General features: G+C 58.9%; 27 protein-coding genes. 18 read left to right on the plus strand and 9 right to left on the minus strand.

Annotated features, from left to right (window positions below; all coding sequences use genetic code 11):
• From QOM10_RS20500 to QOM10_RS20525, 6 genes are all read left to right on the plus strand, one after another.
• The gene (locus QOM10_RS20500; RefSeq protein WP_127929209.1) at positions 1-1,617 is read left to right on the plus strand and encodes an acyl-CoA carboxylase subunit beta; all 1,617 of its coding nucleotides are present in this window, start codon (positions 1-3) and stop codon (positions 1,615-1,617) included.
• 30 nt (positions 1,618-1,647) lie between these two features.
• Positions 1,648-2,805, plus strand: a complete 1,158-nt coding sequence (atuD, locus tag QOM10_RS20505) for a citronellyl-CoA dehydrogenase (protein ID WP_085647584.1) — start codon at positions 1,648-1,650, stop codon at positions 2,803-2,805.
• On the plus strand, positions 2,802-3,599 hold the full coding sequence (locus QOM10_RS20510; protein WP_127929210.1) for an enoyl-CoA hydratase/isomerase family protein: 798 nt from the start codon (positions 2,802-2,804) through the stop codon (positions 3,597-3,599). Before atuD ends, QOM10_RS20510 begins: the two co-directional genes overlap by 4 nt.
• Before the next feature lie 118 nt (positions 3,600-3,717).
• A complete protein-coding gene (locus tag QOM10_RS20515; RefSeq protein WP_316916864.1) occupies positions 3,718-5,679 on the plus strand; it encodes an acetyl/propionyl/methylcrotonyl-CoA carboxylase subunit alpha in 1,962 nt (653 codons plus the stop codon).
• 70 nt (positions 5,680-5,749) lie between these two features.
• Positions 5,750-6,292 carry an exonuclease domain-containing protein gene (locus QOM10_RS20520; RefSeq protein ID WP_127929212.1) on the plus strand — a complete coding sequence of 181 codons (543 nt, stop codon included), beginning with the start codon at positions 5,750-5,752 and terminating at the stop codon, positions 6,290-6,292.
• A 117-nt stretch (positions 6,293-6,409) separates the two neighbouring features.
• A complete protein-coding gene (locus tag QOM10_RS20525) occupies positions 6,410-6,694 on the plus strand; it encodes a pyrimidine/purine nucleoside phosphorylase (RefSeq protein ID WP_003226701.1) in 285 nt (94 codons plus the stop codon).
• An 86-nt stretch (positions 6,695-6,780) separates the two neighbouring features.
• Here QOM10_RS20525 and QOM10_RS20530 read toward each other — a convergent pair whose 3' ends face one another.
• Positions 6,781-7,587 (minus strand): MOSC domain-containing protein, encoded by an 807-nt coding sequence (locus QOM10_RS20530; protein WP_127929213.1) that lies wholly within the window; start codon positions 7,585-7,587, stop codon positions 6,781-6,783.
• Positions 7,588-7,754: 167 nt separating this feature from the next.
• A complete protein-coding gene (locus QOM10_RS20535) occupies positions 7,755-8,690 on the minus strand; it encodes a chemotaxis protein CheV (RefSeq protein ID WP_007908676.1) in 936 nt (311 codons plus the stop codon).
• 455 nt (positions 8,691-9,145) lie between these two features.
• Here QOM10_RS20535 and QOM10_RS20540 point away from each other — a divergent pair, with 455 nt between their 5' ends.
• The 3 genes from QOM10_RS20540 to QOM10_RS20550 all read left to right on the plus strand — a co-directional run bounded on the left by QOM10_RS20540 (position 9,146) and on the right by QOM10_RS20550 (position 11,648).
• A complete protein-coding gene (locus QOM10_RS20540) occupies positions 9,146-9,613 on the plus strand; it encodes a hypothetical protein (protein ID WP_127929214.1) in 468 nt (155 codons plus the stop codon).
• A gap of 485 nt (positions 9,614-10,098) precedes the next feature.
• Positions 10,099-10,992 carry a sensor histidine kinase gene (locus QOM10_RS20545; protein ID WP_127930432.1) on the plus strand — a complete coding sequence of 298 codons (894 nt, stop codon included), beginning with the start codon at positions 10,099-10,101 and terminating at the stop codon, positions 10,990-10,992.
• Positions 10,989-11,648, plus strand: coding sequence for a response regulator transcription factor (locus QOM10_RS20550; RefSeq protein WP_034155212.1), 660 nt, complete (start codon positions 10,989-10,991; stop codon positions 11,646-11,648). Before QOM10_RS20545 ends, QOM10_RS20550 begins: the two co-directional genes overlap by 4 nt.
• Here the strand turns inward: QOM10_RS20550 and yegS are convergent.
• Positions 11,632-12,549, minus strand: coding sequence for a lipid kinase YegS (gene yegS / locus QOM10_RS20555; RefSeq protein WP_316916865.1), 918 nt, complete (start codon positions 12,547-12,549; stop codon positions 11,632-11,634). The genes QOM10_RS20550 and yegS overlap by 17 nt on opposite strands.
• A gap of 313 nt (positions 12,550-12,862) precedes the next feature.
• Here yegS and QOM10_RS20560 point away from each other — a divergent pair, with 313 nt between their 5' ends.
• Complete coding sequence (locus tag QOM10_RS20560) at positions 12,863-13,171, plus strand: hypothetical protein (RefSeq protein ID WP_174245074.1); 309 nt, start codon at positions 12,863-12,865, stop codon at positions 13,169-13,171.
• A 60-nt stretch (positions 13,172-13,231) separates the two neighbouring features.
• Here QOM10_RS20560 and glp read toward each other — a convergent pair whose 3' ends face one another.
• Both glp and moaB read right to left on the minus strand, forming a co-directional pair.
• Entirely contained in the window at positions 13,232-14,458 is a 1,227-nt protein-coding gene (gene glp, locus QOM10_RS20565; RefSeq protein ID WP_316916866.1) for a gephyrin-like molybdotransferase Glp, read from the minus strand.
• Positions 14,442-14,981, minus strand: coding sequence for a molybdenum cofactor biosynthesis protein B (gene moaB / locus QOM10_RS20570; protein ID WP_064120226.1), 540 nt, complete (start codon positions 14,979-14,981; stop codon positions 14,442-14,444). Before moaB ends, glp begins: the two co-directional genes overlap by 17 nt.
• An 81-nt stretch (positions 14,982-15,062) precedes the next feature.
• On the opposite strand from moaB, the gene mobA reads away from it, so the two are divergent.
• Entirely contained in the window at positions 15,063-15,665 is a 603-nt protein-coding gene (gene mobA / locus QOM10_RS20575) for a molybdenum cofactor guanylyltransferase MobA (protein ID WP_150776325.1), read from the plus strand.
• Positions 15,666-15,742: 77 nt separating this feature from the next.
• The gene (locus QOM10_RS20580; protein WP_007908660.1) at positions 15,743-15,964 is read left to right on the plus strand and encodes a YgdI/YgdR family lipoprotein; all 222 of its coding nucleotides are present in this window, start codon (positions 15,743-15,745) and stop codon (positions 15,962-15,964) included.
• A 79-nt stretch (positions 15,965-16,043) separates the two neighbouring features.
• On the opposite strand, the gene QOM10_RS20585 is transcribed toward QOM10_RS20580, so the two are convergent.
• The 3 genes from QOM10_RS20585 to QOM10_RS20595 all read right to left on the minus strand — a co-directional run bounded on the left by QOM10_RS20585 (position 16,044) and on the right by QOM10_RS20595 (position 17,672).
• Complete coding sequence (locus tag QOM10_RS20585; RefSeq protein ID WP_150750721.1) at positions 16,044-16,934, minus strand: pseudouridine synthase; 891 nt, start codon at positions 16,932-16,934, stop codon at positions 16,044-16,046.
• A 71-nt stretch (positions 16,935-17,005) separates the two neighbouring features.
• Positions 17,006-17,323: a transcriptional regulator gene (locus tag QOM10_RS20590; protein ID WP_150651944.1), complete on the minus strand. Its 318-nt coding sequence runs from the start codon at positions 17,321-17,323 to the stop codon at positions 17,006-17,008.
• Between the two features lie 112 nt (positions 17,324-17,435).
• On the minus strand, positions 17,436-17,672 hold the full coding sequence (locus QOM10_RS20595; RefSeq protein ID WP_127929219.1) for a glutaredoxin family protein: 237 nt from the start codon (positions 17,670-17,672) through the stop codon (positions 17,436-17,438).
• Positions 17,673-17,881: 209 nt separating this feature from the next.
• Here QOM10_RS20595 and QOM10_RS20600 point away from each other — a divergent pair, with 209 nt between their 5' ends.
• Positions 17,882-19,594 carry a cation:proton antiporter gene (locus tag QOM10_RS20600; protein WP_150750720.1) on the plus strand — a complete coding sequence of 571 codons (1,713 nt, stop codon included), beginning with the start codon at positions 17,882-17,884 and terminating at the stop codon, positions 19,592-19,594.
• Here QOM10_RS20600 and QOM10_RS20605 read toward each other — a convergent pair.
• Complete coding sequence (locus QOM10_RS20605) at positions 19,591-20,799, minus strand: ammonium transporter (RefSeq protein WP_316916867.1); 1,209 nt, start codon at positions 20,797-20,799, stop codon at positions 19,591-19,593. The genes QOM10_RS20600 and QOM10_RS20605 overlap by 4 nt on opposite strands.
• 305 nt (positions 20,800-21,104) lie before the next feature.
• Here QOM10_RS20605 and QOM10_RS20610 point away from each other — a divergent pair, with 305 nt between their 5' ends.
• From QOM10_RS20610 to QOM10_RS20630, 5 genes are all read left to right on the plus strand, one after another.
• Positions 21,105-21,419 carry a YqjD family protein gene (locus QOM10_RS20610; RefSeq protein WP_007908653.1) on the plus strand — a complete coding sequence of 105 codons (315 nt, stop codon included), beginning with the start codon at positions 21,105-21,107 and terminating at the stop codon, positions 21,417-21,419.
• A gap of 2 nt (positions 21,420-21,421) precedes the next feature.
• On the plus strand, positions 21,422-21,808 hold the full coding sequence (locus QOM10_RS20615) for a phage holin family protein (protein ID WP_016985474.1): 387 nt from the start codon (positions 21,422-21,424) through the stop codon (positions 21,806-21,808).
• On the plus strand, positions 21,805-22,143 hold the full coding sequence (locus QOM10_RS20620) for a hypothetical protein (RefSeq protein WP_150776328.1): 339 nt from the start codon (positions 21,805-21,807) through the stop codon (positions 22,141-22,143). Before QOM10_RS20615 ends, QOM10_RS20620 begins: the two co-directional genes overlap by 4 nt.
• Before the next feature lie 121 nt (positions 22,144-22,264).
• Entirely contained in the window at positions 22,265-23,428 is a 1,164-nt protein-coding gene (locus QOM10_RS20625; protein ID WP_150750718.1) for an EAL domain-containing protein, read from the plus strand.
• Positions 23,429-23,504: 76 nt separating this feature from the next.
• The gene (locus QOM10_RS20630; protein WP_127929223.1) at positions 23,505-24,833 is read left to right on the plus strand and encodes a deoxyguanosinetriphosphate triphosphohydrolase; all 1,329 of its coding nucleotides are present in this window, start codon (positions 23,505-23,507) and stop codon (positions 24,831-24,833) included.
• Positions 24,834-25,147: the final 314 nt, after the last annotated feature.

A 25,147-nucleotide genomic window follows, 5' to 3' on the forward strand; every position in this document is an offset into this window, starting at 1 on the left:
ATGTCGCAGATCCAGTCTCAACTCGATCCGCGCAGTGAGGCCTTTGCCCGTAATCGTGCGGCAATGCTCACGGCCATCGAGCAAGTGCAGCAGCTCGAACAGAACCTGTTGAACAGAGCCGCAGAAGCCAAGGCGAAATTCGACAAGCGCGGGCAACTGTTGCCCCGCGAGCGCCTGAATCTGTTACTCGATCCCGGAGCCCCCTTCCTCGAACTGGCCAGCCTCGCCGGCTACAAACTGCACGACGACAAGGACGGCAGCTCGGCCGGTGGCGGACTGATCGCCGGCATCGGTTATGTCTGCGGCATACGCGCGATGGTCGTGGCGAATAACAGCGCGATCAAGGGCGGCACCATCTCGCCGAGCGGCCTGAAAAAATCCCTGCGCCTGCAACAGATCGCTCAGGAAAACAAGCTCCCGGTGATCACCCTCGCCGAAAGCGGCGGCGCCAACCTCAACTACGCCGCCGAGATTTTCGTCGAAGGCGCGCGCAGTTTTGCCAACCAGGCGCGAATGTCCGCCATGGGCTTGCCGCAGATCACCGTGGTGCACGGTTCAGCCACGGCTGGCGGCGCTTATCAGCCGGGGCTGTCGGATTACGTGGTGGTCGTGCGCGGCAAGGCCAAGCTGTTTCTCGCCGGGCCGCCGCTGCTCAAAGCCGCCACCGGCGAAGTCGCCACCGATGAAGAACTCGGTGGCGCCGAGATGCATGCGCAGGTCGCCGGGACCGCCGAATACCTCGCGGAGAACGATGCCGATGGCGTGCGTCAGGTGCGTGACATCCTGCGCATGCTGCCGTGGAATGAACAACTGCCATGGTTGCCGGAGCCGCAGTACAAAGAACCGCTCTACCCCATCGATGAATTGCTCGGACTGATTCCGGATGATCCGAAAAAGCCCTATGACGTGCGCGAAATCATCGCGCGCATTGCCGACGAATCGAACTTCGTCGAGTTCAAAGGCGAGTTCGATCAGCAAACCATCTGCGGCCAATTGAAGATTCAGGGCCGCGCCTGCGGCTTTATCGGCAACAACGGCCCGATCACACCCAACGGTGCAAGCAAGGCTGCACAGTTCATCCAGTTGTGCGATCAGAGCCAGACGCCATTGCTGTTCTTCCACAACACCACCGGCTTCATGGTCGGTACCGAATCGGAACAGCAAGGCGTGATCAAACACGGCTCGAAGCTGATTCAAGCGGTGGCCAATGCGCGCGTGCCTAAACTGACGATGGTCGTCGGCGGTTCCTACGGCGCCGGCAACTACGCGATGTGCGGGCGCGGTCTCGATCCGCGTTTCATCTTCGCCTGGCCGAACAGCCGCACGGCAGTGATGGGCGGCGCACAAGCCGGGAAAGTCTTGCGCATCGTCACCGAAGCCAAACAGCTCAAGGACGGTCTGACGCCAGACCCGAAGATGCTCGACATGCTCGAACAGGTCACCGCGCAGAAACTCGACAGCCAGTCCACCGCGCTCTACGGCAGCGCCAACCTGTGGGATGACGGGCTGATCGATCCGCGCGACACGCGCACCCTGCTCGGCTATTTGCTCGATATCTGCCACGAAGCCGACATTCGCACGTTGCAACCCAACAGCTTCGGCGTCAGCCGGTTCTGACCGCCACGGATTCTACGGAGAACAAGAACAATGATCTTCACCCCGGAACACGAAGCCTTGCGCCGTACCGTCCGCCAGTTCGTCGAGCACGAGATCAATCCGCACGTCGATGAATGGGAAAAGGCTGGCCGCTTTCCCATCCACGAGATTTTCCGCAAGGCCGGCGACCTCGGTTTGCTGGGTATTTCCAAACCGGAAAAATTCGGCGGCATGGGCCTCGACTACAGCTATTCGATTGTCGCCGCCGAAGAGTTCGGCACCATTCATTGCGGCGGCATTCCGATGTCGATCGGCGTGCAGACGGATATGTGCACCCCGGCGCTCGCCCGCTTCGGCTCCGATGAACTGCGGGAAGAGTTCCTGCGTCCGGCGATCACCGGCGAACAGGTCGGTTGCATCGGCGTCTCCGAAGTTGGCGCCGGATCTGATGTCGCCGGGCTGAAAACCACCGCGCGCAAGGACGGCGACGACTATGTGATCAACGGCAGCAAGATGTGGATTACCAACTCGCCGAGCGCTGACTTCATCTGCCTGCTGGCCAACACTTCGGACGACAAACCGCACATCAACAAGTCGCTGATCATGGTGCCGATGAACACACCGGGGATCAGTCTCAGTTCCCATCTGGACAAGCTCGGCATGCGCAGTTCGGAAACCGCTCAGGTGTTTTTCGACAATGTGCGCGTGCCACAGCGCAACCGCATCGGTCATGAAGGCGCCGGGTTCATGATGCAGATGCTGCAGTTTCAGGAAGAACGTCTGTTCGGCGCAGCGAACATGATCAAAGGCCTGGAATATTGCGTCGACAGCACCATCGAATATTGCAAAGAGCGCAAGACCTTCGGCAATGTGCTGATCGACAACCAGGTGATCCACTTTCGCCTCGCCGAATTGCAGACCGAAATCGAATGCCTGCGCGCGCTGGTCTATCAGGCCACCGAGCAGTACGTGAAAGGCCAGGACGTCACGCGCCTGGCGTCGATGGCCAAGCTCAAGGCCGGACGCCTCGGCCGCGAAGTCAGCGACAGTTGCCTGCAATATTGGGGCGGCATGGGCTTCATGTGGGACAACCCGGTGGCCCGCGCCTATCGCGATGTGCGGCTCGTGTCGATTGGCGGCGGCGCCGACGAAATCATGCTGGGGATCATCTGCAAACTGATGGGCATCCTGCCCGGGAAAAAGAAATGAGCAGCCTGCCGGATTGCCAGACGCTGCTGCTGGAGCTGCATGGCGGTGTGCTGCACATCACCCTCAATCGGCCGGACAGCCGTAATGCGATGAGCCTGCAGATGGTGGCTGAATTGCGCTCGATGCTGGCGGCTGTGCGGGATGACCATGCTGTCCGGGCCTTGGTACTCAGCGGTGCTGGCGGGCATTTCTGTGCCGGTGGCGATATCAAGGACATGGCCAGTGCACGCGCTCAGGGCTCTGATGCTTATCGTGATCTGAATCGTGCTTTCGGCGCCTTGCTGGAAGAGGCGCAACACACGCCGCAAGTATTGATCACGGTGCTGCAAGGCGCGGTGCTCGGCGGTGGTTTCGGTCTGGCGTGTGTCAGTGATATCGCGATTGCCGATCATCAGGCGCAATTTGGTCTGCCGGAAACCAGCCTCGGCTTGCTGCCGGCGCAGATCGCACCGTTTGTGGTGCAGCGCATCGGCCTGACCGAAACCCGTCGGTTGGCGCTGACGGCAGCGCGTTTTGACGGGCATCAGGCACGGCGTCTGGGGCTGGTGCACTTTGTCGAACAGGATCCGCAGGCGCTGGCCGAGCGGCTGGATGAGGTACTGCAACATGTGTTGTGTTGCGCGCCGGAGGCGAATGCGATGACCAAGAAATTGCTGTTGGCGAGTGCCGGGCAGCCTTCGAGTGAATTGCTTGATGAGGCGGCGCAGTGGTTTAGCGAAGCGGTGACTGGCGACGAAGGTGTGGAGGGAACCATGGCATTCATGCAGAAACGCAAACCTCGGTGGGCCTCTTAAAAGCTTCGCGAGCAAGCTCGCTCCCACAGGTTTTGTGAACGACGCAAACCCCTTGTGAGAGCGAGCCTGCTCGCGAAGAGGCCAGCCAATCCACCGCCAAATATTCAGGAAGATCACCATGCCCGCCATCCACAAAATCCTGATCGCCAACCGCGGTGAAATCGCCTGCCGCATCCAGCGTACCGCCCAGGCTTTGGGCTATCGCACCGTCGCCGTCTTCAGCGACGCCGACGCCGATGCCCTGCACGTGAAAATGGCCGATCAAGCCGTACACATCGGCCCCGCGCCCGTGCAGCAGTCCTACCTGAACATCTCGGCCATAGTGGACGCCGCCCGCCGCAGCGGCGCCGACGCAATCCACCCAGGCTACGGGTTTCTCTCGGAAAACGCAGAATTCGCTCGCGCCTGCGAGCAAGCCGGGCTGATCTTCATCGGCCCCAGCCTCGCAGCCATCGAGCTGATGGGCAGCAAACGCCAGTCAAAAATCGCCATGCTCGAAGCCGGCGTGCCGTGCATCGCCGGTTATCAGGGTGCAGAACAAGACGACGCAACGTTGCTGCGCGAGGCTGAACGCATCGGTTATCCACTGATGATCAAAGCCAGCGCCGGCGGCGGTGGACGCGGCATGCGTCTGGTGCTCGACGCCGCTGATCTGCCAGCGCAACTGCGCACCGCACGCTCCGAAGCTTTGAACGGTTTCGGCAGCGACGAATTGATTCTCGAACAAGCGTTGCTCGAACCACGGCACGTCGAAGTACAACTGTTCGGCGATCATCACGGCAACCTGATCTACCTGGGCGAACGCGACTGTTCGATCCAGCGTCGCCACCAGAAAGTCATCGAAGAGGCACCTTGCCCGGTGATGACCGCCGAACTGCGCCAGGCCATGGGTGAAGCGGCGCTCAAGGCTGGCCGCTCGGTGAATTACGTCGGTGCCGGCACGGTGGAGTTCTTGCTCGATGCGCGCGGACAGTTCTACTTTCTGGAGATGAACACGCGTTTGCAAGTGGAACACCCGGTGACTGAATTGATCACCGGGCTGGATCTGGTGGCGTGGCAAATATTGGTTGCCGAAGGTCAGCCATTGCCGCTGACTCAGGATCAGGTCCAGCTCAACGGGCATGCAATCGAAGTGCGACTCTATGCCGAAGATCCAGCACAGGATTTTCTGCCGCAAACCGGCCGCATAGAAGCCTGGGCGCCAGCGCTTCGACACGGCGCGCGAATCGATCATGGCTTGCTGGAAGGGCAATCGATCAGCCCGTTTTACGACCCGATGCTCGGCAAAATGATCGCTTTCGGCGCCACTCGCGAAGAGGCCCGGCGCAAACTGTTGCGCGCAGTACAGGACACGGTTTTATTGGGCATGCAAAGCAATCAGCGCTTGCTCGTCAGCCTGTTGCAACATCCGCAGTTCATCAGCGGTGAATTCAGTACCGCCTTCATTGCGCAGCATTTCAGCGATCATCCGAGCCTGCACCGTTACTCGCCGAGTGTCGAAGACCTGGCGATCGCCGCAGTGCTGTTCTATCAAACCAGCGCCCTCAGCCATCCCGCGCCGCTTTCCGGCTGGCGCAACAACGCCAGTGTGCCGCTGCATTATCGTCTTGGCCGCGACGAACAGAACTGGACACTGCAACTGCTCGCCGAGCCGCAAGGTGCGTTCAAGGTGCAGGTCGCCGAACGCACGCTGGCATTGAAACTTATCGACCACGACGCACATTCAGTGACGCTGGAAGTCGACGGTCTGCGCCAGCGCCAGGCCTTTCGCCAGAATGGCCAGCAGCTCTGGCTGTTCACCCTCCCCGGAAGCCTGCGCCTGGAGGATCGAACTCACGCCGTGATCGACAGTCAGACCAGCGTCAGCTCCGGCACCCTGAAAGCGCCGATGGACGGTGCCATCGTCGACGTACTGGTCAGCGAAGGCAGCCCGGTCAGCAAAGGTCAGTTGCTGGTGGTGCTGGAGGCAATGAAAATGGAGCACCCGCTCAAGGCCGGCATCGACGGCGTGCTCAAGCGGGTGCAGGTCAAGGTCGGCGATCAGGTAAAAAATCGTCAGGTTCTGTTGCAGGTCGAGTAGTCGCCCACACGCGGATGCGGGTTTTGACTACGCTCTGAGTTATCAGAACGCGGAAATCAGGAACCCTGCGATGCCCCACTGGCTGGTCATAGATCTGGAAGCCACCACCGATGAGGGTGGCTGGCCGGTCACCGAAATGGAAATTATCGAGATCGGCGCCACTTTGGTCGATCGCGCCGGGCGCGAGCAGGATCACTTCCAGCGCTTCGTCAAACCGACGCGGCGGCCATTGCTGACACCTTTTTGTCGTGAGCTCACGCACATCACTCAGGCCAATATCGACACGGCGCAGCCGTTGACCGAAGTCTGGCCGGCGTTCGAACGCTGGCTCGCGCAGCATCAATCACGTCTCGAAGGCTGGGCCAGTTGGGGTGATTACGACCGCAAGCAGTTGTTGCAGGAGTGGCAGCGTCTGCAAATCGACAGCGGCTTGAGCAAAGTGCCGCACATGAACCTCAAACAACGCTTCGCCAAGGCTCGGCGCCTCGAACGGCCGCTGGGCCTTAACGGCGCACTGCAATTGGCCGGCATGCAGTTCAGCGGTCAACAGCATCGAGCGCTGGAGGATGCACGCAACACCGCGCGATTGTTGCCACTGGTATTGCCACTCTGATTGCCACTCTGGGTTCAATTCGAGAACTCACTGGACAGACGCCGGGCAGGTGACGGCGTTGAACGCCTTGTGCATACTGGCCGCCTCCATTTTTCAGCCCTTTGCGAGGAATCGCCCATGTTTAAAGTCAACGAGTACTTCGACGGCACCGTCAAGTCGATCGCCTTTGGCACCGCTGAAGGTCCGGCGACCATCGGCGTCATGGCGCCGGGCGAATACGAATTCGGCACTGCTCAGCGTGAAATCATGCACGTCGTGTCTGGTGCACTGACCGTCAAACTGCCCGACAGCAGCGACTGGGAAACCTTCGCCGCTGGCAGCCAGTTCAACGTTCCGGCCAACAGCAAGTTCCAGCTGAAAGTGGCGGTCGACACCGCTTACCTGTGCGAATACCGCGGCTAACCCCAAGGCTCGCAGCGAAAAAGAAGTACTGCACCCATAAAAATGCCCGTGTCCAAAGACACGGGCATTTTCGTTTCAGTGGCGGATTACTCGAGAATCTCCACCGGCATGCCGACTTCGAGTCGACCATTGCTGTCATTCACCAGGTTCTGGCCGAACATCGCGCCATCGGCTTCGGCGCGATATTTCTGCAGGGTTGCCAGCGGTTCACGATCGGCACTGCGCTCGCCGGTTTGCGGGTCGATGGTGGTGAGAATGCAGCGCGAGCATGGCTTGACCACGCGAAACTCGACGTCGCCAATGCGAATCCGCTTCCAGCCGTCCTCGGCGAATGCCTCGCTGCCCTCGATCACCAGGTTCGGCCGAAAACGCAACATTTCCAGCGGGCGTCCAACCTTTTGCGAGAGATCCTGCAAAGAGGCTTCGCCGATCAACAGCAGAGGAAATCCGTCGGCGAACGCGACCTGATCATCTTCGTAGCCATAGCCAGCTTGCGTGGTGCGAGCGCGATCCAGCGGCACCTGCACCAGACGGGTCGGTTTTCCAATGAAATCGCTGACCCACCGGGCAGCCTCATCACCGGCATCCGGCACGCGCAAGGTGTCACGCCAGATCGTCACGCCGCGCAGTTCAGCGTCGTTGCCCGGCAAGGCGATGTCGATGGAAGACTGCTGCGGCGCACTGAGGGTCAGACCGCCCTGCACATTCCACAGGGCCGACAACTGGCTCATCTTCGCTTCGGCGCGCTGGGTCAGGAAGCGGCCGCTGGCTTCGTCCACGAGCATCCAGCGTCGGTCGCCATCAAGGCCCAGCTTGTCGAGGTCGACGTGTTGCAGCACATCGACTTTGCCGGATTTCAACGGGTAACGATAAAGCGCGCTCAGACGCAGCATGGCCAGCTCCCTGGAGGATAAAAACGCCACCCTATACGAGCTTGATCAGGAATCAAAGAGCAATAACTGTAGGAGTGAGCCTGCTCGCGATAGCGGTGTGTCAGGTAATGATTCGGGGCTGACACACCGCTATCGCGAGCAGGCTCACTCCTACAGTGGGTGTGTGATCAGGCCGGAACTTCGTCGAGCATCAGACGCTGGCGAACCACGTCGACCAGTTTGTCCGGCTGGAACTTGGAGAGGAAGTTGTCGCAACCGACCTTCTTCACCATCGAATCGTTGAAGCTGCCGGACAACGAGGTATGCAGCACCACGTACAGGCCACGCAGACGCGGGTCGTTGCGAATTTCGGTAGTCAGACGATAGCCGTCCATTTCCGGCATTTCCGCATCGGTGAAAATCATCAGCAGCTTGTCGGTCATGTTGACGCCGGTATCGGCCCAGGCCTTGAGCATGTTCAGCGCCTTCAGACCATCGCTGGCAATGTGCATTTTCACGCCGAGCTGGCCGAGCGTGTCACGCAATTGCGAGAGCGCGACGTTGGAGTCGTCCACCAACAGCACTTCACGGCCACGGGCGCGTTCCAGCACCGGGTCTTCGAGTTTTTCCCGCGAGACCTTGGCGTTGTACGGGACAATTTCGGCGAGGACTTTTTCGACGTCGATGATTTCCACCAGTTGATCATCGACTTTGCTGATCGCGGTCAGATAATGCTGGCGCCCGGCGCTGGTCGGCGGCGGCAGAATGGCTTCCCAGTTCATGTTGACGATGCGGTCTACACCGCCGACGAGGAAAGCCTGCACCGAGCGGTTGTACTCGGTGACGATGATCGTGCTGTTCGGCCCCGGCACCAATGGACGCATGCCGATCGCTTGCGACAGATCGATCACCGGCAAGGTCTGACCGCGCAGATTGACCACCCCGCAGACAAACGGGTGACGCTGCGGCATCAAGGTCAGCTTCGGCAGTTGCAGCACTTCCTGAACCTTGAACACGTTGATCGCGAACAACTGACGCCCGGCCAGTCGAAACATGAGAATTTCCAGGCGATTCTCACCCACCAGTTGCGTGCGTTGGTCTACCGTGTCGAGAATGCCGGCCATCAATGACTCCTGGGCTTGTTCTGATGAATTTCACTATGTGAGGTTATCGGCGGCAAATGGCGGTTCTTGATTGCCATGCCAGACCCGCGCAAAAATGCCATGATCGGGCATTGATGTCACATTAACATCATGGTTTACTGGCGCAGTGATTTTCATCTGCTACATTCTCTGCGGCGCGACCTCGGTTTGCACGGTAGGTTCCCGTGTCTAAGGGATTCCCCTAGTAACAATCAGGCCCAACCTGATATTCGCAATATCCAATAGCCATTAATGTGACGCCATTCTCATTGCATGAACGGAGTCAGGCTATTGTGTGCGATCGCAGTTCAGTGGAAACAACCCCTCTGGAACCCCTCAGCCTGTGCACCTGCACGTCTGGGCGCGATCTCCCGACGATTCATGATCGTCGCCACACACGGCATTCCCTCATCAGACATGACGTGGTGGAGATAAGCATGCCAATGGACCGCAAAGAGTGGGTACAACGCTTCCCCGAATTCCTTGTCGAGGCCGAACAACTCCTGGCCAAGTCCGAAGAATGCCTCAGCCATCTGCAACTGATCAGCAATGACAAGGACGCCATCGAGTGCATACTCAGTACCCTCCTCAAACTCGCACGCCGCGCTGAAGCCTTGGCGCTGGAGGCGATTTCCGAGTTTTCCCTGCACATTTACAGCCTGCTCAATCTGAACCAGGATCACGTCGACCTGCACGAACAAGCGCTGCAAGCGTTGCAGGACTGCTTCACGCTGATGGCCTGGCAGTTGGAACTGGTCGATCAGCAGACCGGGCAACTGAGTCTGGATGAAAGCGAACAGACATCGCTGATCGAAGCATTCGCCTTCCAGGTCGGACAAAGCCAGTTGCAGCCACCATTGACGGGCAAACGCTTGCCTCAACTGCCCTACTCGGGCCAAGCCTGAACTGCCCCTAGTACTCCGCGCAGGCACATTGAACTCAAACGTTGATGTCGTAATTGGATAGTTCATACCTGTCAGCGACAAACCGAATTAAATAATCAGCTTTGACAGACACGAATGTTTTCTGCCGGCCTCAGGGTTTGCCTGTGTGTAAACAAGTACACTTTCAGGCAACACCAACATCTCCCGCACACAATAAATCGGCTTTTCCATTATGGAACTTGCGTCCAATATCGCCTATTTCCTGACTCAATGGACATATATAGCAAACGCGACCAACGGTATCTTAAGTGGTATTATGCCGGGCACTAACTGCTTTCAAATTAATGGCACAGTGACTTCAGAGAGCGCTATTCGCTGAAGTAGGCGATCAATACGTTCACTGAACCGCGTTGAAATCAATAACATAATTCACAGCATTTTCAGACAGAGACCCGCCAGCCTCCGGCCGGTCTGCCCGCAGCGAACATCCATTGGCTCCATCCGTTATGTACGCCAGCCTCAAGTCAATCACTACATGGCCACCCTCCCGGGAAAATGCACGCCGGTTCACACTCATACTGTGTATCGCGGCAACGCTTGGCAGCCTGCTGACCTACAGTCTTTCGACTCCACTTTGCCTTGGATTGCTATTGCTCGACATTGCGGCTACCGCGTGTGTCTGGGTGCAATATCGCCTGTCGCGCAAATCGATCAAGTTTCAGCCGCAGGAGCTCGCCGACCGTCTGCTGGAAGTCCAGGAAAACGAACGCCATCGCCTCAGCCGTGAACTGCACGACGATATCGGCCAGTTGCTGACGGCCGCCAAACTGCAGAGCGAGTGGCTCAAACGACGCATGCCGGCTGACTTGCAGGAACAATGCACGGCGTTGTGCGACACCCTGGAAGAAACCCTTAACAAAGTGCGCGACGTTTCGGCCATTCTCAATCCACGTCAATTGACCAGCCTGGGACTTGAAGCCAGTCTGCGTGCGCATCTGCTCAAGACCTTGACCAACAGCAACGTGCACTGGAGCCTTGATTGCCAGCAGCGCCTTAACGGTATTCCAGAAGAAATGGCCGTGGCCGCTTTTCGCATCACCCAGGAGGCTGTTACCAATATCCTGCGTCACGCACAGGCGAAAAACCTGGTGATACGCGTGCAACGTCTGCCAAAAGGCCTGACCTTGCTGATCAGCGATGACGGCCTGGGATTCGCCCCGGCTGTCAATCCGGGTCGTGAAGGACAACGAGGCATGGCCGGGATGGCCGAACGAATCGAACAACTGGGTGGCACCCTGAACGTCATCAGCGAACCGGGCAAAGGCACTCAAATCGAAGCACTCTTCCCCTGGGCGCCTCGCGCACTCGAGCGGGCCAGTACGAATAAGGTTATGCGTTGACTTGCAACTTACTTCTGGTGGATGACCACTCGCTGATCAGGGCCGGCGTGCGCGCTCTGGTGCTGGATATTCCCGGTTACGCGGTGATTGGCGAGGCCAATGACGGTTCGCAACTGCTCGAAATGGTCGAGCAATTGAGTCCCGACATCGTCTTGCTGGATATCTCCATGAAAGAAACCGGTGGCCTGGAAGCCTTGCAACGGCTCAAGCGGGTGCGCCCGCAGAGCAAGGTGCTGATCCTGTCGATGCATACCGATCCAGCGTTGATCATGCAGGCCCTGGAGTCCGGCGCCCATGGTTACCTGCTCAAGGACACGACGGCCACCGAACTCGAACATGCGCTGGAAGCCTTGCGCAACAACGAGCGCTATTTGAGCCCGGCCATCGCCCATACCGTGATCAATCAGGCCCTGACGCGCAACCAGAAGCAGCAGCCGGAAATCGCCGACTCGCACAATCTGACCGCCCGCCAACTGGAAATCCTGCGCTTGATCGTGCGCGGGAAATCCACCCGGGAAATCGCCAATGGCCTGGGGCTGAGCATCAAGACAGTCGAGACCCACCGCTCTCAGATCATGAAGCGCCTGCAAATCTACGACGTTGCAGGCCTGGTGCTGTTCGCCGTGCGCGAACAGATCATCAGCCTGGACGACTGACCGATCCGGCGCTGCCCAACAATGGAGAATGCTCCGGCAAATGCACACGCAACGCCGCCGGACGCACTTCAAATCGCATGCTGTCGCCTTCCAGCGGTTCGCCATCAAGATTGATGCAGAGCCCCTCGGCGACCTTGATTTCGACCCATGGCAAGCGGGTTCGTACAAACATGTTGTCGATCCCGAAACCATCACTGAGCAGCGTCTTCAACGTGCCAACCAGCTCCTGCGGTGCCGGCAGGATGCTGATATCAAGCAAACCGTCATCGGCCAGCGCCTCTGGACACAAAACGTGCCCGCCGCCGGCCTGACGGCCATTGCCGATGCCCAGCGCCAGCAACTCGCCACGCCAGTGAAAGTCCGGCCCCTGAAGTTCGCCGTAAGCGGCATGCAGTTCGCTGAACCGTGACAAACCGGTGAACAGATAAGCGGCACCACCCAGCACCTTTTTCAGGTCCTCGGAGGTATTGGCCGTGACCTGGCTACCGAAACCGCCAGTGGCCATGTTGAGGAAAATCTGCCCGCCCACTTCACCCAGATCGATATCGCGCGGCGGTACATCAAGTAGCTCGAGTGCCTCGGCGGGCTCCAGTGGCACACCGGCTGCGCGAGAAAAATCGTTGGCGGTGCCCAAAGGTAAAAGCACCAGGCTGGCTTTACCCGGATGCGCGGCGAGCGCTTCGGCAATGTCGCGCAACGTCCCATCTCCACCGCCGGCAATGATCTTTGTGTAGCCGTCCGCCAATGCCTGTTCGACCCAACGCTGAGCATCCCCTGCCTCCCAGGTCAGGCGTACGGCCAGTTCCCAGCCCTGTTTACGCTTGTCCTCGACGGCGGTTCGAACCGCCTCGTTGAGAGCCTGCTTGCCATGCAGAATCAACAGCGCTCGGCGTTCAGTCATTACGTCACTCCACAAATCGAATCGGTTGAAACATCTTGACCGCTGCCGCACACAAAAAAGCCGTGGAAATCACAATTAATTCAGCCTTCCGGCCCGGACGTCCTACACAGCGGTATTTTTTCTTACAAAACATGCGGAATCGGCTTAATTGACCCGGTCCGAGCATTGAGTCACCGTGTTCTGGCGGTATCAATCTTCAATCCAATACACAAGGACGTGCATGTAATGAGCGGATACACCCCCAGTGCTCTTGTCAGTTCGGGAGCTGGAACAGGTAGCAAGCGAACATTCGAAACAACCGGTGGATGCTTCCATGCCAAGTCATGAAGCAAGAATGCCAGTGAGCCCGGTCGGCCCTCTCGTCGAAAGTCGCGCGAATCACAAGTCCGAATTCAAAAACAGCGCCAGAGCTACTGGAGAAGTTGATATGGAACCTCGTGTAACCGAGCTGGAAACCCATCTCAAATATCTACGACGGGACATGGACGAAGTCCGCAGTGATGTCAGAACGATCAAACACCGGCTTGCCTACTCGGCAGGCGCGACAGCAGTAGTTCTGGGACTGCTGGGTTGGGTGGCGAACAGCCGATTCGACCAGCTTGTGACATTGATCAGCAACTGACGAATGAGTCATTGCAGGCGCCGCCAGAGTCAACCGACGCCTGCATTTGCGAGACTGCGATCAGTCCAGCAGGTCACTCAGCGGAATGAAGGCAACTTCGTCTCCCTCGCTCAATGTGCGACCTTCCAGCACTTCGACTAATCCATCTGCCCACGCAGCGCTACGCAATACGCCTGAGCTCTGGTTGCGGTAAACAGTCGCCCGTCCTTGCTCCAGACGACCACGCAGATATTCGCGCCGATTGCCTGCCACCGGCCAGACAAAACCAGCCGGGACAGTGAACTTCAGCGGCTCGACGTCCCGCACACCCTGACGGCGTAACAGGTAAGGCCGAGTGAGCAGCGCGAAGGTCACCAATGTTGACGCCGGATTCCCGGGCAAACCAATGACCGGCACGCCGCGGAAATGCCCAAACGTCAACGGCTTTCCGGGCTTGATCGCCAGTTTCCAGAGGGCCAGCTCACCCTCTTCGCGCAAGGCAATACCCAGAAAATCCGCCTCACCCACCGAGACGCCACCCGTGGAAAGAATCAGATCAACATCCTGCAACTCACCCAGACGGGCACGGGTAGTGGCCAGATCATCCGGGAGAATGCCGGCGTCGACTACCTCACAGCCCAGACGTTGCAACCAACTGCACAGCAACACCCGATTGCTGTTGTATATCTGACCAGGCCCCAGTGCCTGGCCTGGTTCGACCAACTCATCGCCGGTGGAAATCACCGCGACTCTCACCTTGCGCACCACCTTCAGTCTGGCGCAGCCCAACGATGCAGCCAATCCCTGCTCAATCGGACCCAATCGAGTGCCGGCAGGCAGAATCAGCTCCCCGACGGTAGTTTCCTGGCCTTGCGGGCGGATGTTCTGCCCGGCTTTCATCGGTTCCAGGAAACGCACCATTGCGTCGGCTTGAACCTCAGCGTTTTCCTGCATTTCTACACAGTCAGCACCCGCCGGCACCGGAGCCCCGGTGAAAATCCGCGCACAAGTGCCGGGCTCCAGCGGTTCGGGGGATTGCCCGGCAAACACTTTCTGACTGACCGGCATCGGTTGGCCATTCCAGTCGGCCAGATTCAACGCATAACCGTCCATGGCGCTGTTAGGCCAGGGTGGCAGATCCAGCGCCGAAATCAGGTCCTCGCTCAGCACCCGCCCCTGAACCTGTGCCAGCGGCAAATACTCATGCTCGACAATTGCCGACGTTTCAGCCATTTCGAGCAGACGCGCCAGCGCCACCTCGACCGGCATCAGCGCCCCCGTTTTGCCCGGCTTACCCACGGGATTCACAAGGTGCCGCCTGCTTCAAATGGGTGACAAAATTGCACGGGCGGTGCCGAGCGTCCAGTTGCTCACCAAGGATGCCGTCCCAGCCAGTGCGTACGGCATTGGTCGAACCCGGCAAACAGCAAACCAGCGTGCCATTGGCCAGGCCGGCCAATGCACGGGACTGCACCGTCGAAGTGCCGATATCGGCTACCGAAATCTGCCGGAACAACTCACCAAACCCGTCGACCTGTTTGTCGAGCAGACAGGCGACCGCTTCGGGTGTGCTATCACGGCCAGTGAATCCGGTGCCGCCAGTGATCAGCACTACCTGCACGACATCGTCGGCAATCCAGTTGGCGACTTGCGCGCGAATTTTGTAGAGGTCATCTTTGAGCAAGACCCGCTCTGCCAGATGGTGGCCCGCCGCCGTCAAGCGGTCGACAAAGACCTGACCTGAGGTGTCGGTTTCCAGAGTTCGGGTGTCACTGACTGTCAGCACCGCAATATTGAGCGGCACGAAAGGTACATCAGCCTTGGCTTTCATAGGCTCGTCCAGTTGTAGGAGAAACAGCCCGGTGTTATATCACAGCGCCTCATTTTTTCGCCGCCCCTCTGGAGAGCTGCCATGCCCCTGAATACGCAATTGCCACCCTGCTCCATTCTGCTCCTGGCAGGCGGACGCGGCCAACGCATGGGCGGTCAGGACAAAGGCTTGGTGGAGTGGCTGGGTGAGCCGTTGATTGCACATTTGCAGCGCAAGGTTCGTGCAATGACTGACGACCTGATCATTTCGTGCAACCGCAATCGCGAGCGTTACGCGCCATTCGCCGATCAATTGGTCATCGATGACGAGGGCGATTTCCCAGGGCCATTGGCCGGCATTCGCGCCGGCCTGAAAGCGGCGCGCCACACGCACCTGTTGGTCTTGCCCTGTGATGTCCCGAGAATTGACGCAGCACTGCTGCAAAGCATGCGTGAGACCGCCAATCTGAATCCTGAAAAACCTTTAATGTTGCGCCATGACGAGCACTGGGAACCGTTGCTGTGTGTAATTCCGGTGGCTCTTTTATCGGCCTTCGAAGACGCCTGGAACGCCGGTGAACGCAGCCCCGGCCGGGTCATGCGCGGTCTCGGTGCCACTGCCCTGCAATGCCCGGACAACGACCCGCGACTGGCCAACCTCAACACCCCCGAACTGTTAAATTCCCACAACACTGTGTCAGACTGACACTATTCAAGGAACTCTCACGCCTTGTATACGTCTCAAGCTCAGTAACCAAAAGAATTTCCATTCGGAGACACACCATGACTCAACGGACCCTCGCCACTTTCATGCTCGCACTGGGCCTTGCCACCCTCGCCGGTTGCTCCTCGCCTACAGTGATCACCTTGAATGACGGTCGCGAAATCCAGGCCGTCGACACCCCGAAATACGATGATGATTCGGGCTTCTACGAGTTCAAACAGCTGGACGGCAAAGAAACCCGCATCAACAAGGATCAGGTTCGTACCGTTAAAGAGCTGTAAGCTCTGGTTCGACACCGGATACAGAAAGCCCGCATTGATTGCGGGCTTTTTTATGGGCGCTCGAAAAGTGAAGTCGGTATCACCACTGCAGCGTAATCCGGCTCTCGAATTCGCGTTCTTCACCGGTCACCGGGTCGATAAACCGCAAACCTTGCGCCAACAACTTCAGCGGATTGGCGTAATCGTCCTCGACGTCTTTCAACACCTGCGGATAAAACGGATCGTTGCAGATGCTCGCGCCCAGCGCAGTCATGTGGACGCGCAGTTGATGTTTCTTGCCGGTCACCGGAAACAATCCATAGCGCCACAGATCGCCATGTTTTTCCCGAACCTCCACCGCCGTTTCGGTATTGCTCGCACCTTCGCCTTCCTGCATGCGGAAAAACGGTTCGCCATCCACCAGACGGCTTTTGTGCACCAAGGGAAAACTCAGATCCGGCAGCGCTGGGGCGATGGCTTCATAGCGTTTGTCGATCTGCCGCGTAGGGAATAGCGACTGATAAGCCGAACGGGTTTGCGGATTGGCCGAGAAAATGACCAGTCCCGCCGTATGCCGGTCGATGCGGTGCAGCGGCACCAGGTGAGGATTGTCCAGACGTCGGATCAAACGCCGCAGTAACGTTTGTTCGACGTACTCACCGGCTGGTGTCACTGGCAGAAAATGTGGTTTGTCAGCCACCACCAGATGCTCGTCCGCATACAGGATCGACTCGACCACCGGGATTGGCTTCTCGTCCGGCACTTCGCGAAAATAATGAATTCGCAAGCCTTCCTTGTAAGGCAGATCCACCGGGATTGGCTGACCTTGGCCATCCAGCACCCGCCCCCGGGCGATCCGGTCCAGCCATTGCTCGCGATCAATGGCGCGGAAATGCTCGCACAGGCAATCGAGTACGGTCAGCCATTTACCGGGTGGCAGATAAAGTGTGCTCGCCTGATTCTGAGCAGCAGAGAATGTAGACATGGACATACGGAAAATCGAATCCTCAATACAGGGCGGCATTATCCAGCACTGAGGGAAGCAAACCTAGCATTGAATGCTCAGGCCGGGATCGTTTTCAGCGCCGCGGCGTCGGTGAATTCCTTGAGCCAGCGCAACACTTCGACGGCCTCCCAGCGGCCCGGGTCATACAAGGCGTAGAGCAAACCCTGATAACCGACCACATCCAGTTGCTTGTGATAACCGGCACGCTGAAACAAGGCCTCGATCTCGGCAAAACAGGTGTTGAAATGCAATTTGTTGAAGGGCGTCTTGCCTTCCGTGACCAACCCGTCCAGGCGCAATTCGAGAACCGCCTCGCGCACCACGTCAACCGACATCCGGTTCACGCTGTTCTTCAACTGTTCGACATTGACCACGGTTCATCCCTCTGACGCATTTACTGTATACACATACAGTAACCGAACAGTCCGCAAAATGCCAAGGAATGGATGGCAGCGGCGACCGGCGGGATAAACGAAAAAATGCTGATTAACGCAGAAACGCGACGATGTCATCGGAGCCGAATGGCCACCCCAATTCTGCCCCTGTGTCGACACGACGCAACACCGGAATCCGCAGGCTATAAGCTTCAAACCAGGATTCATCTTCAGCGATATCGACCAGTTCGACCAGCAAACCGCGCTCGACAAACTCCATCAGCACGGCCTCGGCGACTTCACACAAATGGCATCCAAGGGTGCCGAACAGCTGACATTCAGGAGGCATGATTGCTCAACCAGAAAATGAGTGGGCCTATTCTAGGCCGCAGCTGAAAACCCGTCGAGCCACCGCCGCCCAAAGGCTCCAGTCCCCTCGACGAAGATTCACAGGCAAAACCCTGACGCAAATCAGTCCGCAGAAAAACCATTTACGCGATCCTCCCGGTCTTTTTGCCTCTACGCTTGAAAAGCCTGAATCTGACATCGGAGTGTCCAGTGTTTGCCAATCTGTTGATCATCCTCGCCTCGTCCCTCGTGGTGATTGCCCTGTTCCGTCGCCTGCGCTTGCCGCCGGTGCTGGGCTATCTGTGCGTCGGACTGCTGGTCGGGCCGAGTGCTTTCGACTGGGTCAACGAAAGCGAACACCTGCCTGATGTCGCCGAACTGGGCGTGGTGTTTCTGTTGTTTTCACTGGGACTGGAGTTCTCCCTGTCGAAGATGATCGCCTTGCGCCAGGTGGTGTTCCGTCTCGGTAGTCAGCAGGTGCTGATCAGTACCGCGCTGCTCGGTTTGTTACTGATGCTGCTGGGCATGCCGACGACACCGGCACTGCTGCTCGGCGCCGGGCTTTCGCTGTCATCAACGGCGATTGTGACCAAAGAGCTGGGCAGCCTCGGCGAGGTGTTCAGCAGCCATGGGCAGAATGCCGTTGGCGTTCTGCTGTTTCAGGACGTGGTCGCGGTATTGCTGCTGACGTTGGTGCCAGTGTTCGCCGGCAGCAGCGAGCAAGCCTGGTATTGGGCGCTGCCACTGACGCTGGCGAAAACCGTGGTGCTGTTTGTCGGTCTGCTGCTGGCCAGCCGCTGGTTACTGCCGAGGCTGTTTCATGAAGTGGCCGCGTCACGCTCGGCAGAGTTGTTCGTACTGCTGGCGCTGGTGATTGTGCTGTTGACCGCGTGGCTGACTCACCTGCTGGGCCTGTCCCCTGCCCTCGGTGCATTTCTGGCCGGAATGCTGCTCGGTGAAAGCCACTATCGGCACCAGATCGAGGCGGACATCCGACCGTTTCGCGACATCCTGCTCGGGGTGTTTTTCGTCAGCATCGGCATGCTCATCGACCTGCAACTGTTCGTCAGTCACAGCCTGCTGATCCTCGGGCTCACCGTCGGTTTGATGGTGATCAAAGGCATCGTCGTGGCCTTGCTGGTGAAGTGGCGCGGCAGTGACAGCGAAACGGCGTGGCGCAGCGGTCTGGCGTTGGCTCAGGGTGGCGAGTTCTGCTTCGCACTGATGGCGCAGATGCAGCAAAACAGCATGATGCCCAAAGCACTGGGCGACCTGCTGCTCGCCGCAACGTTTTGCTCGATGCTGCTGACGCCGCTGTTACTGCGCGCAGCGCCACGCATCGCGGCAGTGCTGCACCGCAAACCCAATCAAGAGGCACAGATCGAAGAGATCAGCGCACTCAACGCCGACCTCAACCAGCACGTGGTGATTTGTGGTTACGGCCGCGTCGGCCAATCCATCGGGCGTTTCATGCGCAATGCCAAACAGCCTTACATCGCGCTGGACAATGACCCGGTCCGGGTCCAGGAAGCCGCCAGCGGAGAAAGCGACGTGCATTACGGCGACTCGTCGCGCGGCGAGCTGCTGACTGCGGTTGGCCTGCTACGCGCCAGATTGCTGGTGGTTGCCGTGGATCAGAGTGACATTGCCCTGCGCATCCTCAAGGAAGCGCGCCGGCTCAACGCCCACGTGCCGATTCTGGTGCGCACCCGCGACGACAGCCAATGGGCCGAATTGAAAGCCGCCGGCGCCACCGAAGTGGTGCCGGAGCTGTTGGAGTCGAGCCTGATGCTCGCCTCTCACGCGTTGATCATGCTTGGCTTGCCGGCGCACCAGGTGCAGGAAAAAGTCGATCAGGTACGCATCGACCGCTATCGCCTGCTCCACGGTTTTTATCCGGGTAGCGACGATGCCGAAACCTAGTCCTGACTCACCGCGCCGATCTTGTGCAGCGACAGATCGGCGCCGTAATACTCTTGTTCCTGACTCAGGCGCAGCCCGTGCAGCGCCTTGATCACGCCGTATACGACGAAGCCACCGATCAGCGCCACCGCGACGCCGAGCGCAGTGCCGATCAACTGACTGATCAGGCTGACGCCGCCAATTCCGCCGAGTGCGGTCTGGCCGAAAATCCCGCAGGCAATCCCGCCCCACACGCCGCACAAACCGTGCAGTGGCCATACACCCAGGACATCATCGATACGCCATTTCACCTGCGCAGCGGTAAAGCACCAGACAAACAGCGCTCCAGCGATCGCGCCGGTCACCAGCGCACCGACCGGATGCATCAGATCGGAGCCGGCACAGATCGCCACCAGTCCGGCCAACGGCCCATTGTGCAGAAAGCCCGGGTCATTGCGCCCGACAAGCAGTGCTGCCATCGTGCCGCCGACCATCGCCATCAACGAATTGACCGCCACCAGACCGCTGACCCCTTGCAGCGTTTGCGCGCTCATCACGTTGAAGCCGAACCAGCCGACAATCAGAATCCACGACCCCAGCGCCAGATAGGGAATGCTCGACGGTGCGAACGCCACCAGGCGACCGTCGCGGTAACGTCCATTGCGTGGCCCCAGCAACAGCACCGCCGCCAGCGCCAGCCAGCCGCCCATGGCGTGCACCACGACGGAACCGGCGAAATCATGAAAAGCGGCACCAAATTGCGCTGTCAGCCACGCTTGCAGACCGTAGTTGCCGTTCCAGATCATGCCTTCGAAAAACGGGTAGATGAACGCGACAATCAAGGCCGTGGCGCACAACTGCGGCACGAAACGCGCGCGCTCGGCGATGCCGCCGGAAATGATCGCCGGGATCGCAGCGGCAAACGTCAGCAGGAAGAAAAACTTCACCAGTCCATAACCGTGATCGGCACTCAGCACCGCCGCCGGTTGCATGAAGGTCACGCCATAGGAGATCCAATAGCCTATAAAGAAATAGGCCAGGGTCGAGACGGCGAAGTCACTGAGAATTTTCGACAGCGCATTGACCTGGTTTTTCTGACGGACCGTGCCGACTTCCAGAAAGGCGAAACCGGCATGCATTGCCAGCACCATCACCGCACCGATCAGAATGAACAAGGTATTGGAGCTGTGAACCAGGGTGTCCACAGCGCTTTGCAGATTTTCCATAAGCAGGCAGACCTAAAGGCGAAAAAGGCACCAAAGCGGTTCATGCGCACATTTCATGCACCAAGTTGCGACCACGCAGTCACGGATCCGCAGATGCGGCGAACTGCTTTGGCGCACGAGGTCGATGTCCTGACACGAACCGGGCTTGTTTGAGATAAGGTTTCTCGAGGCGCACGCCCGGCAACAGCGCACAACGGCCAGGCGACGCACCACGACACAGCAAAAGTTGTACCAGTCATTTGTACTGAACCTTCGCGCAAGGCTCATACTCGAACGCTTCAGACGTCACTTACGGAGATCCACCCATGGCCAGCATCAAGGCAAAGACTGCTCAAGAAATCCTCATGAACGACTTCCAGACTTTGGTCGCCGACACCGAACGCTTGCTCGAGCACACCGCCACCCTGGCCGGCGATCAGGCCGATGAGCTGCGCGAGCAGATCCACGACAGCCTGCTGCGCGCCCGCGAAACCCTGAAACTGACCGAAGAAACCCTGCGCGACCGCGGTCAGGCGGCGGTAACCGCCACCGAGGATTACGTGTCGGCCAACCCTTGGCAGTCCGTCGGCATTGCTGCCGGTGTCGGCTTCCTGATCGGCCTGCTGGCTACTCGGCGCTGATTATGTCGATCGGTGAATCCGGCCCGACTGCGGGCACCGCCTCTTCCACGCGACGCCTGGGCGCCGCCGTTCTGGGTCTGCTGCACAGCCACGTCGAATTGTTCGGCATCGAATTGCAGGAGCAGAAATCCCGTACCGTCAGCCTGTTGCTGTTCGCCGGCCTGGCCCTGGTTTTTGCTCTGTTGTTGCTGGTGGGTTTATCGACATTGGTGATGATCGTGTTCTGGGACACTTACCGCTTGGCCGCGATCATTGGCCTGTGCGTTTTCTATACCCTGGCCTCGATCTTCTGCGGGCTGCGCCTCAAGGCGGCGATCTTCGATGAGTCCTCACCTTTCCACGGCACGCTCGAAGAGCTGGCCAACGACCGGGAGCGCCTGCTGCCATGAGCCTGCCTGAACTGCCACACAACAGCTCGCGTCGGGAAATGCGCAAGGCGTTGATCCGCCTGCGCATGGAAATGCATCGCCAGGAAATCCGCCATGAAGCCGGGCAAGTGCTGCAGCCTCTGCATCGCATGCGCGGCATGTCGCAAAACCTGCAAGGTGGCTTCGGCATCAAACACGCGCCATTGTGGGGCGTGGCTGCCATTACGCTGCTGGGATTTATCACCGGCAAAGGCGCGAAAAGCGGCGGCGTTGGCGGATTGACTCGCTTGGTCCGACTCGGCACCAGTCTTGGGCCGCTGATCAAACTGGTGATGCAGAGTTCGGCAAAACGCTAAGCAGATACATCTGGCTACATTCTTGCAGTAGCGGCGGGATGAACCTCTTTATCCGGAGGTTCAATCCCGTACGCCTACCCGGCTGGCGGGGTTCAACCAAAACAAGAACCAAGGAGGCCCCGTGATCGACGGGCAACCGCTCGCCTGCTTTCAGCCTTTCATCGATACCGCCACGGGACGTATTGCCGGCGTCGAAGCCCTGGGGCGCCTGCGCCAGGCTGACGGTCAATTGAATTCGGTCGGGCCATTGTTCGCCGACCCGCGCACACCCGCCATAGCCCTGCGGCGCCTCGACCGGCAAATCCGCGATAACGCCTTGAGCCGCTTGCACGAAGCGCCGGCAGACTGGTTTCTCAGTCTGAACATGTCGCCGCGCTGGATCAGTCGCCTGCGCGCCGATCAAGCCTTGCCCAGCCTCAAGCAATTGGCACGCTACAACATCGATCCGCAACGTATTGTTTTCGAAATCACCGAACTGGGTGGCAATGGTCAACGCCTGGCAGAAGTCGTCGCGCGTTACCGCGAGGCAGGCGCAAGAATCGCCATTGACGACTTTGGCGCCGGCTACTCGCAACTGGATCGGGTGCTGGCGCTGCAACCGGACATTCTCAAACTCGATATGCGCCTGTTCCAGGCTGCGGCGCTGGGCGGGCCAAGCAGTGATGTGGTCAAGGCACTGGCGCAGATGGCCGAAAAGACCGGCTGCTGGATCATCGCCGAAGGCGTCGAGACCGAAGCGCAATTGAATTTCGCCCTGGAATGCGGTTCGCGCTACGTGCAGGGATTCCTGTTCGCGCGGGCGCAGGAGGCGTTCTTCCCCACCGATGCGTTCGTGCAGCGCTTCGCCGAGCTGCGCCAGCGCTATGTTCGGCAAAAACTCGCTGAACGCGGCCGGCTGATGCAAATGCGTCAGCAACTCGCTGAACTGATGTCGATCCTGCAAGCCTGGGCTCAGGCACATGCTCCCTTGAGCGCGTTGCCACAACTGGACGCCTTCCCTTGGCTGCTGCGCTTTTACCAATGCGATCGTCACGGCACGCAACTCACCCCCAACCTCGAATGGCGGCAGCACGGCTGGGTCGCCGACAATCGTTATCTGGGGCACAACTGGTCGTGGCGTCCGTACTTCTATCATTTGCTCGCCGAAGGTTGGGAGGAGCGGCGTTTGACGCTCTCTAATACGTACCGCGACGCCACCAGCAATCAGTACTGCCTGACGGCCGGACAGTTTTTCGACAATGGCGAGCGTTTGCTGCTGATCGACATCGACGCCGCAGGACTGTAGTTCCGCTTGCAGGGCCGGGCGTGAACCGGGAAGCTAGGGGCCAACGCCCCCAGTCACCTGACGGAGAGAATCAGCCTTGGATTGGCAAACCCTGCTCAACCGCGAACGTCTCGGCAAGCCGCTGCACAGCCCGCAAGAACTTGGCCGCAGCCCTTTCCACAAAGACCATGACCGCATCATTTTCTCCGGCGCCTTCCGCCGCCTCGGGCGCAAGACCCAGGTGCATCCGGTCACCAGCAACGACCACATTCACACGCGCCTGACCCACTCGCTGGAAGTCAGTTGCGTTGGCCGTTCGCTGGGCATGCGGGTGGGCGAAACCCTGCGCAGTGCCCTGCCCGAATGGTGCGACCCGGCCGACCTCGGCATGGTGGTGCAGTCGGCGTGTCTGGCCCACGACATTGGCAATCCGCCGTTCGGCCATTCCGGTGAAGATGCCATCCGCCACTGGTTCCAGCAGGCGGCCGGCCGTGGCTGGCTCGACGGCATGAGCGAAGCCGAGCGCGCTGACTTTCTCAATTTCGAAGGCAATGCCCAAGGCTTTCGCGTACTGACTCAGCTCGAATACCACCAGTTCGACGGCGGCACGCGGCTGACCTACGCCACCCTCGGCACCTACCTGAAGTACCCGTGGACCGCGCGCCACGCCGACTCTCTGGGCTACAAGAAACACAAATTCGGCTGCTATCAGAGCGAGCTGCCGCTGCTTGAGCAGATCGCCCACAAACTGGGCCTGCCGCAAATCGAGGATCAACGCTGGGCGCGCCACCCGCTGGTGTACCTGATGGAAGCCGCCGATGACATCTGCTACGCGCTGATCGACCTCGAAGACGGCCTCGAAATGGAGCTGCTGGACTATGCCGAAGTCGAATCGCTGCTGCTCGGGCTGGTGGGCGATGATCTGCCGGAAACCTATCGTCAGCTCGGCCCGCAGGATTCGCGTCGACGCAAACTGGCGATTCTGCGCGGCAAGGCCATCGAGCATTTGACCAACGCCGCCGCGCGAGCCTTTGTCGAGCAACAGGACGCACTCCTTGCCGGCACGCTGCACGGCGATCTGGTCGAACACATGCACGGTCCGGCCAAGCGTTGCGTGTTGAATGCCAAGGACATCGCCCGCAAGAAAATCTTTCAGGACAAACGCAAAACCCTGCATGAGATCGGCGCCTATACCACGCTGGAGATCCTGCTCAACTCGTTCTGCGGCGCGGCGCTGGAACAACACAACGGTCGCACGCCGTCGTTCAAGAGCCGGCGCATTCTCGATCTGCTGGGCAGTAACGCACCGGATCCGCAAGGTTCGTTACACACCTCGTTTCTGCGCATGATCGACTTCATTGCCGGCATGACCGACAGCTACGCCAGTGACATGGCGCTGGAAATGACCGGTCGCTCCAGTCACTGATCCATTGCACGCGGGCGGCTATTGATATTGGCCGCCCGCAGGCATCGCACTCACTGCCGCCAACCAATGATTCAGCAACTTTAAACAGCTATAAAAAACCATTTACAGCCAGCACTTGCAAATCATTCAAGTCAAACTATAAGCCTGTTCAAATCCTGCACTTCCTTACGTCAAACCTAGTTTGACCGTAGTCTGTTTCCTTATTAGTTGTAGGAATAATCCGATAACGTGGCTAGAGCCATGTCACTTCATGCGAGCGTTCATTCATCTGAGCTAAGGTGCGCGCTTTATTCGTGCTTGCATGGGATTTGATT

The sequence above is a fragment of the Pseudomonas sp. P108 genome, assembly GCF_032613195.1.
In the GTDB taxonomy this organism is placed as follows: domain Bacteria; phylum Pseudomonadota; class Gammaproteobacteria; order Pseudomonadales; family Pseudomonadaceae; genus Aquipseudomonas.

Coding starts and splice junctions, on each gene's coding strand:
- QOM10_RS20540 (WP_127929214.1), top strand. CDS start 9,146: ATGCCAATGGACCGCAAAGAGTGGGTACAACGCTTCCCCGAATTCCTT.
- atuD (WP_085647584.1), top strand. CDS start 1,648: ATGATCTTCACCCCGGAACACGAAGCCTTGCGCCGTACCGTCCGCCAG.
- QOM10_RS20545 (WP_127930432.1), top strand. CDS start 10,099: ATGTACGCCAGCCTCAAGTCAATCACTACATGGCCACCCTCCCGGGAA.
- QOM10_RS20610 (WP_007908653.1), top strand. CDS start 21,105: ATGGCCAGCATCAAGGCAAAGACTGCTCAAGAAATCCTCATGAACGAC.
- QOM10_RS20585 (WP_150750721.1), bottom strand. CDS start 16,934: ATGTCCATGTCTACATTCTCTGCTGCTCAGAATCAGGCGAGCACACTT.
- yegS (WP_316916865.1), bottom strand. CDS start 12,549: ATGACTGAACGCCGAGCGCTGTTGATTCTGCATGGCAAGCAGGCTCTC.
- QOM10_RS20500 (WP_127929209.1), top strand. CDS start 1: ATGTCGCAGATCCAGTCTCAACTCGATCCGCGCAGTGAGGCCTTTGCC.
- QOM10_RS20525 (WP_003226701.1), top strand. CDS start 6,410: ATGTTTAAAGTCAACGAGTACTTCGACGGCACCGTCAAGTCGATCGCC.
- mobA (WP_150776325.1), top strand. CDS start 15,063: ATGCCCCTGAATACGCAATTGCCACCCTGCTCCATTCTGCTCCTGGCA.
- QOM10_RS20510 (WP_127929210.1), top strand. CDS start 2,802: ATGAGCAGCCTGCCGGATTGCCAGACGCTGCTGCTGGAGCTGCATGGC.
- QOM10_RS20560 (WP_174245074.1), top strand. CDS start 12,863: ATGCCAAGTCATGAAGCAAGAATGCCAGTGAGCCCGGTCGGCCCTCTC.
- QOM10_RS20605 (WP_316916867.1), bottom strand. CDS start 20,799: ATGGAAAATCTGCAAAGCGCTGTGGACACCCTGGTTCACAGCTCCAAT.
- QOM10_RS20530 (WP_127929213.1), bottom strand. CDS start 7,587: ATGCTGCGTCTGAGCGCGCTTTATCGTTACCCGTTGAAATCCGGCAAA.
- QOM10_RS20580 (WP_007908660.1), top strand. CDS start 15,743: ATGACTCAACGGACCCTCGCCACTTTCATGCTCGCACTGGGCCTTGCC.
- moaB (WP_064120226.1), bottom strand. CDS start 14,981: ATGAAAGCCAAGGCTGATGTACCTTTCGTGCCGCTCAATATTGCGGTG.
- QOM10_RS20595 (WP_127929219.1), bottom strand. CDS start 17,672: ATGCCTCCTGAATGTCAGCTGTTCGGCACCCTTGGATGCCATTTGTGT.
- QOM10_RS20620 (WP_150776328.1), top strand. CDS start 21,805: ATGAGCCTGCCTGAACTGCCACACAACAGCTCGCGTCGGGAAATGCGC.
- QOM10_RS20515 (WP_316916864.1), top strand. CDS start 3,718: ATGCCCGCCATCCACAAAATCCTGATCGCCAACCGCGGTGAAATCGCC.
- QOM10_RS20520 (WP_127929212.1), top strand. CDS start 5,750: ATGCCCCACTGGCTGGTCATAGATCTGGAAGCCACCACCGATGAGGGT.
- QOM10_RS20615 (WP_016985474.1), top strand. CDS start 21,422: ATGTCGATCGGTGAATCCGGCCCGACTGCGGGCACCGCCTCTTCCACG.
- QOM10_RS20535 (WP_007908676.1), bottom strand. CDS start 8,690: ATGGCCGGCATTCTCGACACGGTAGACCAACGCACGCAACTGGTGGGT.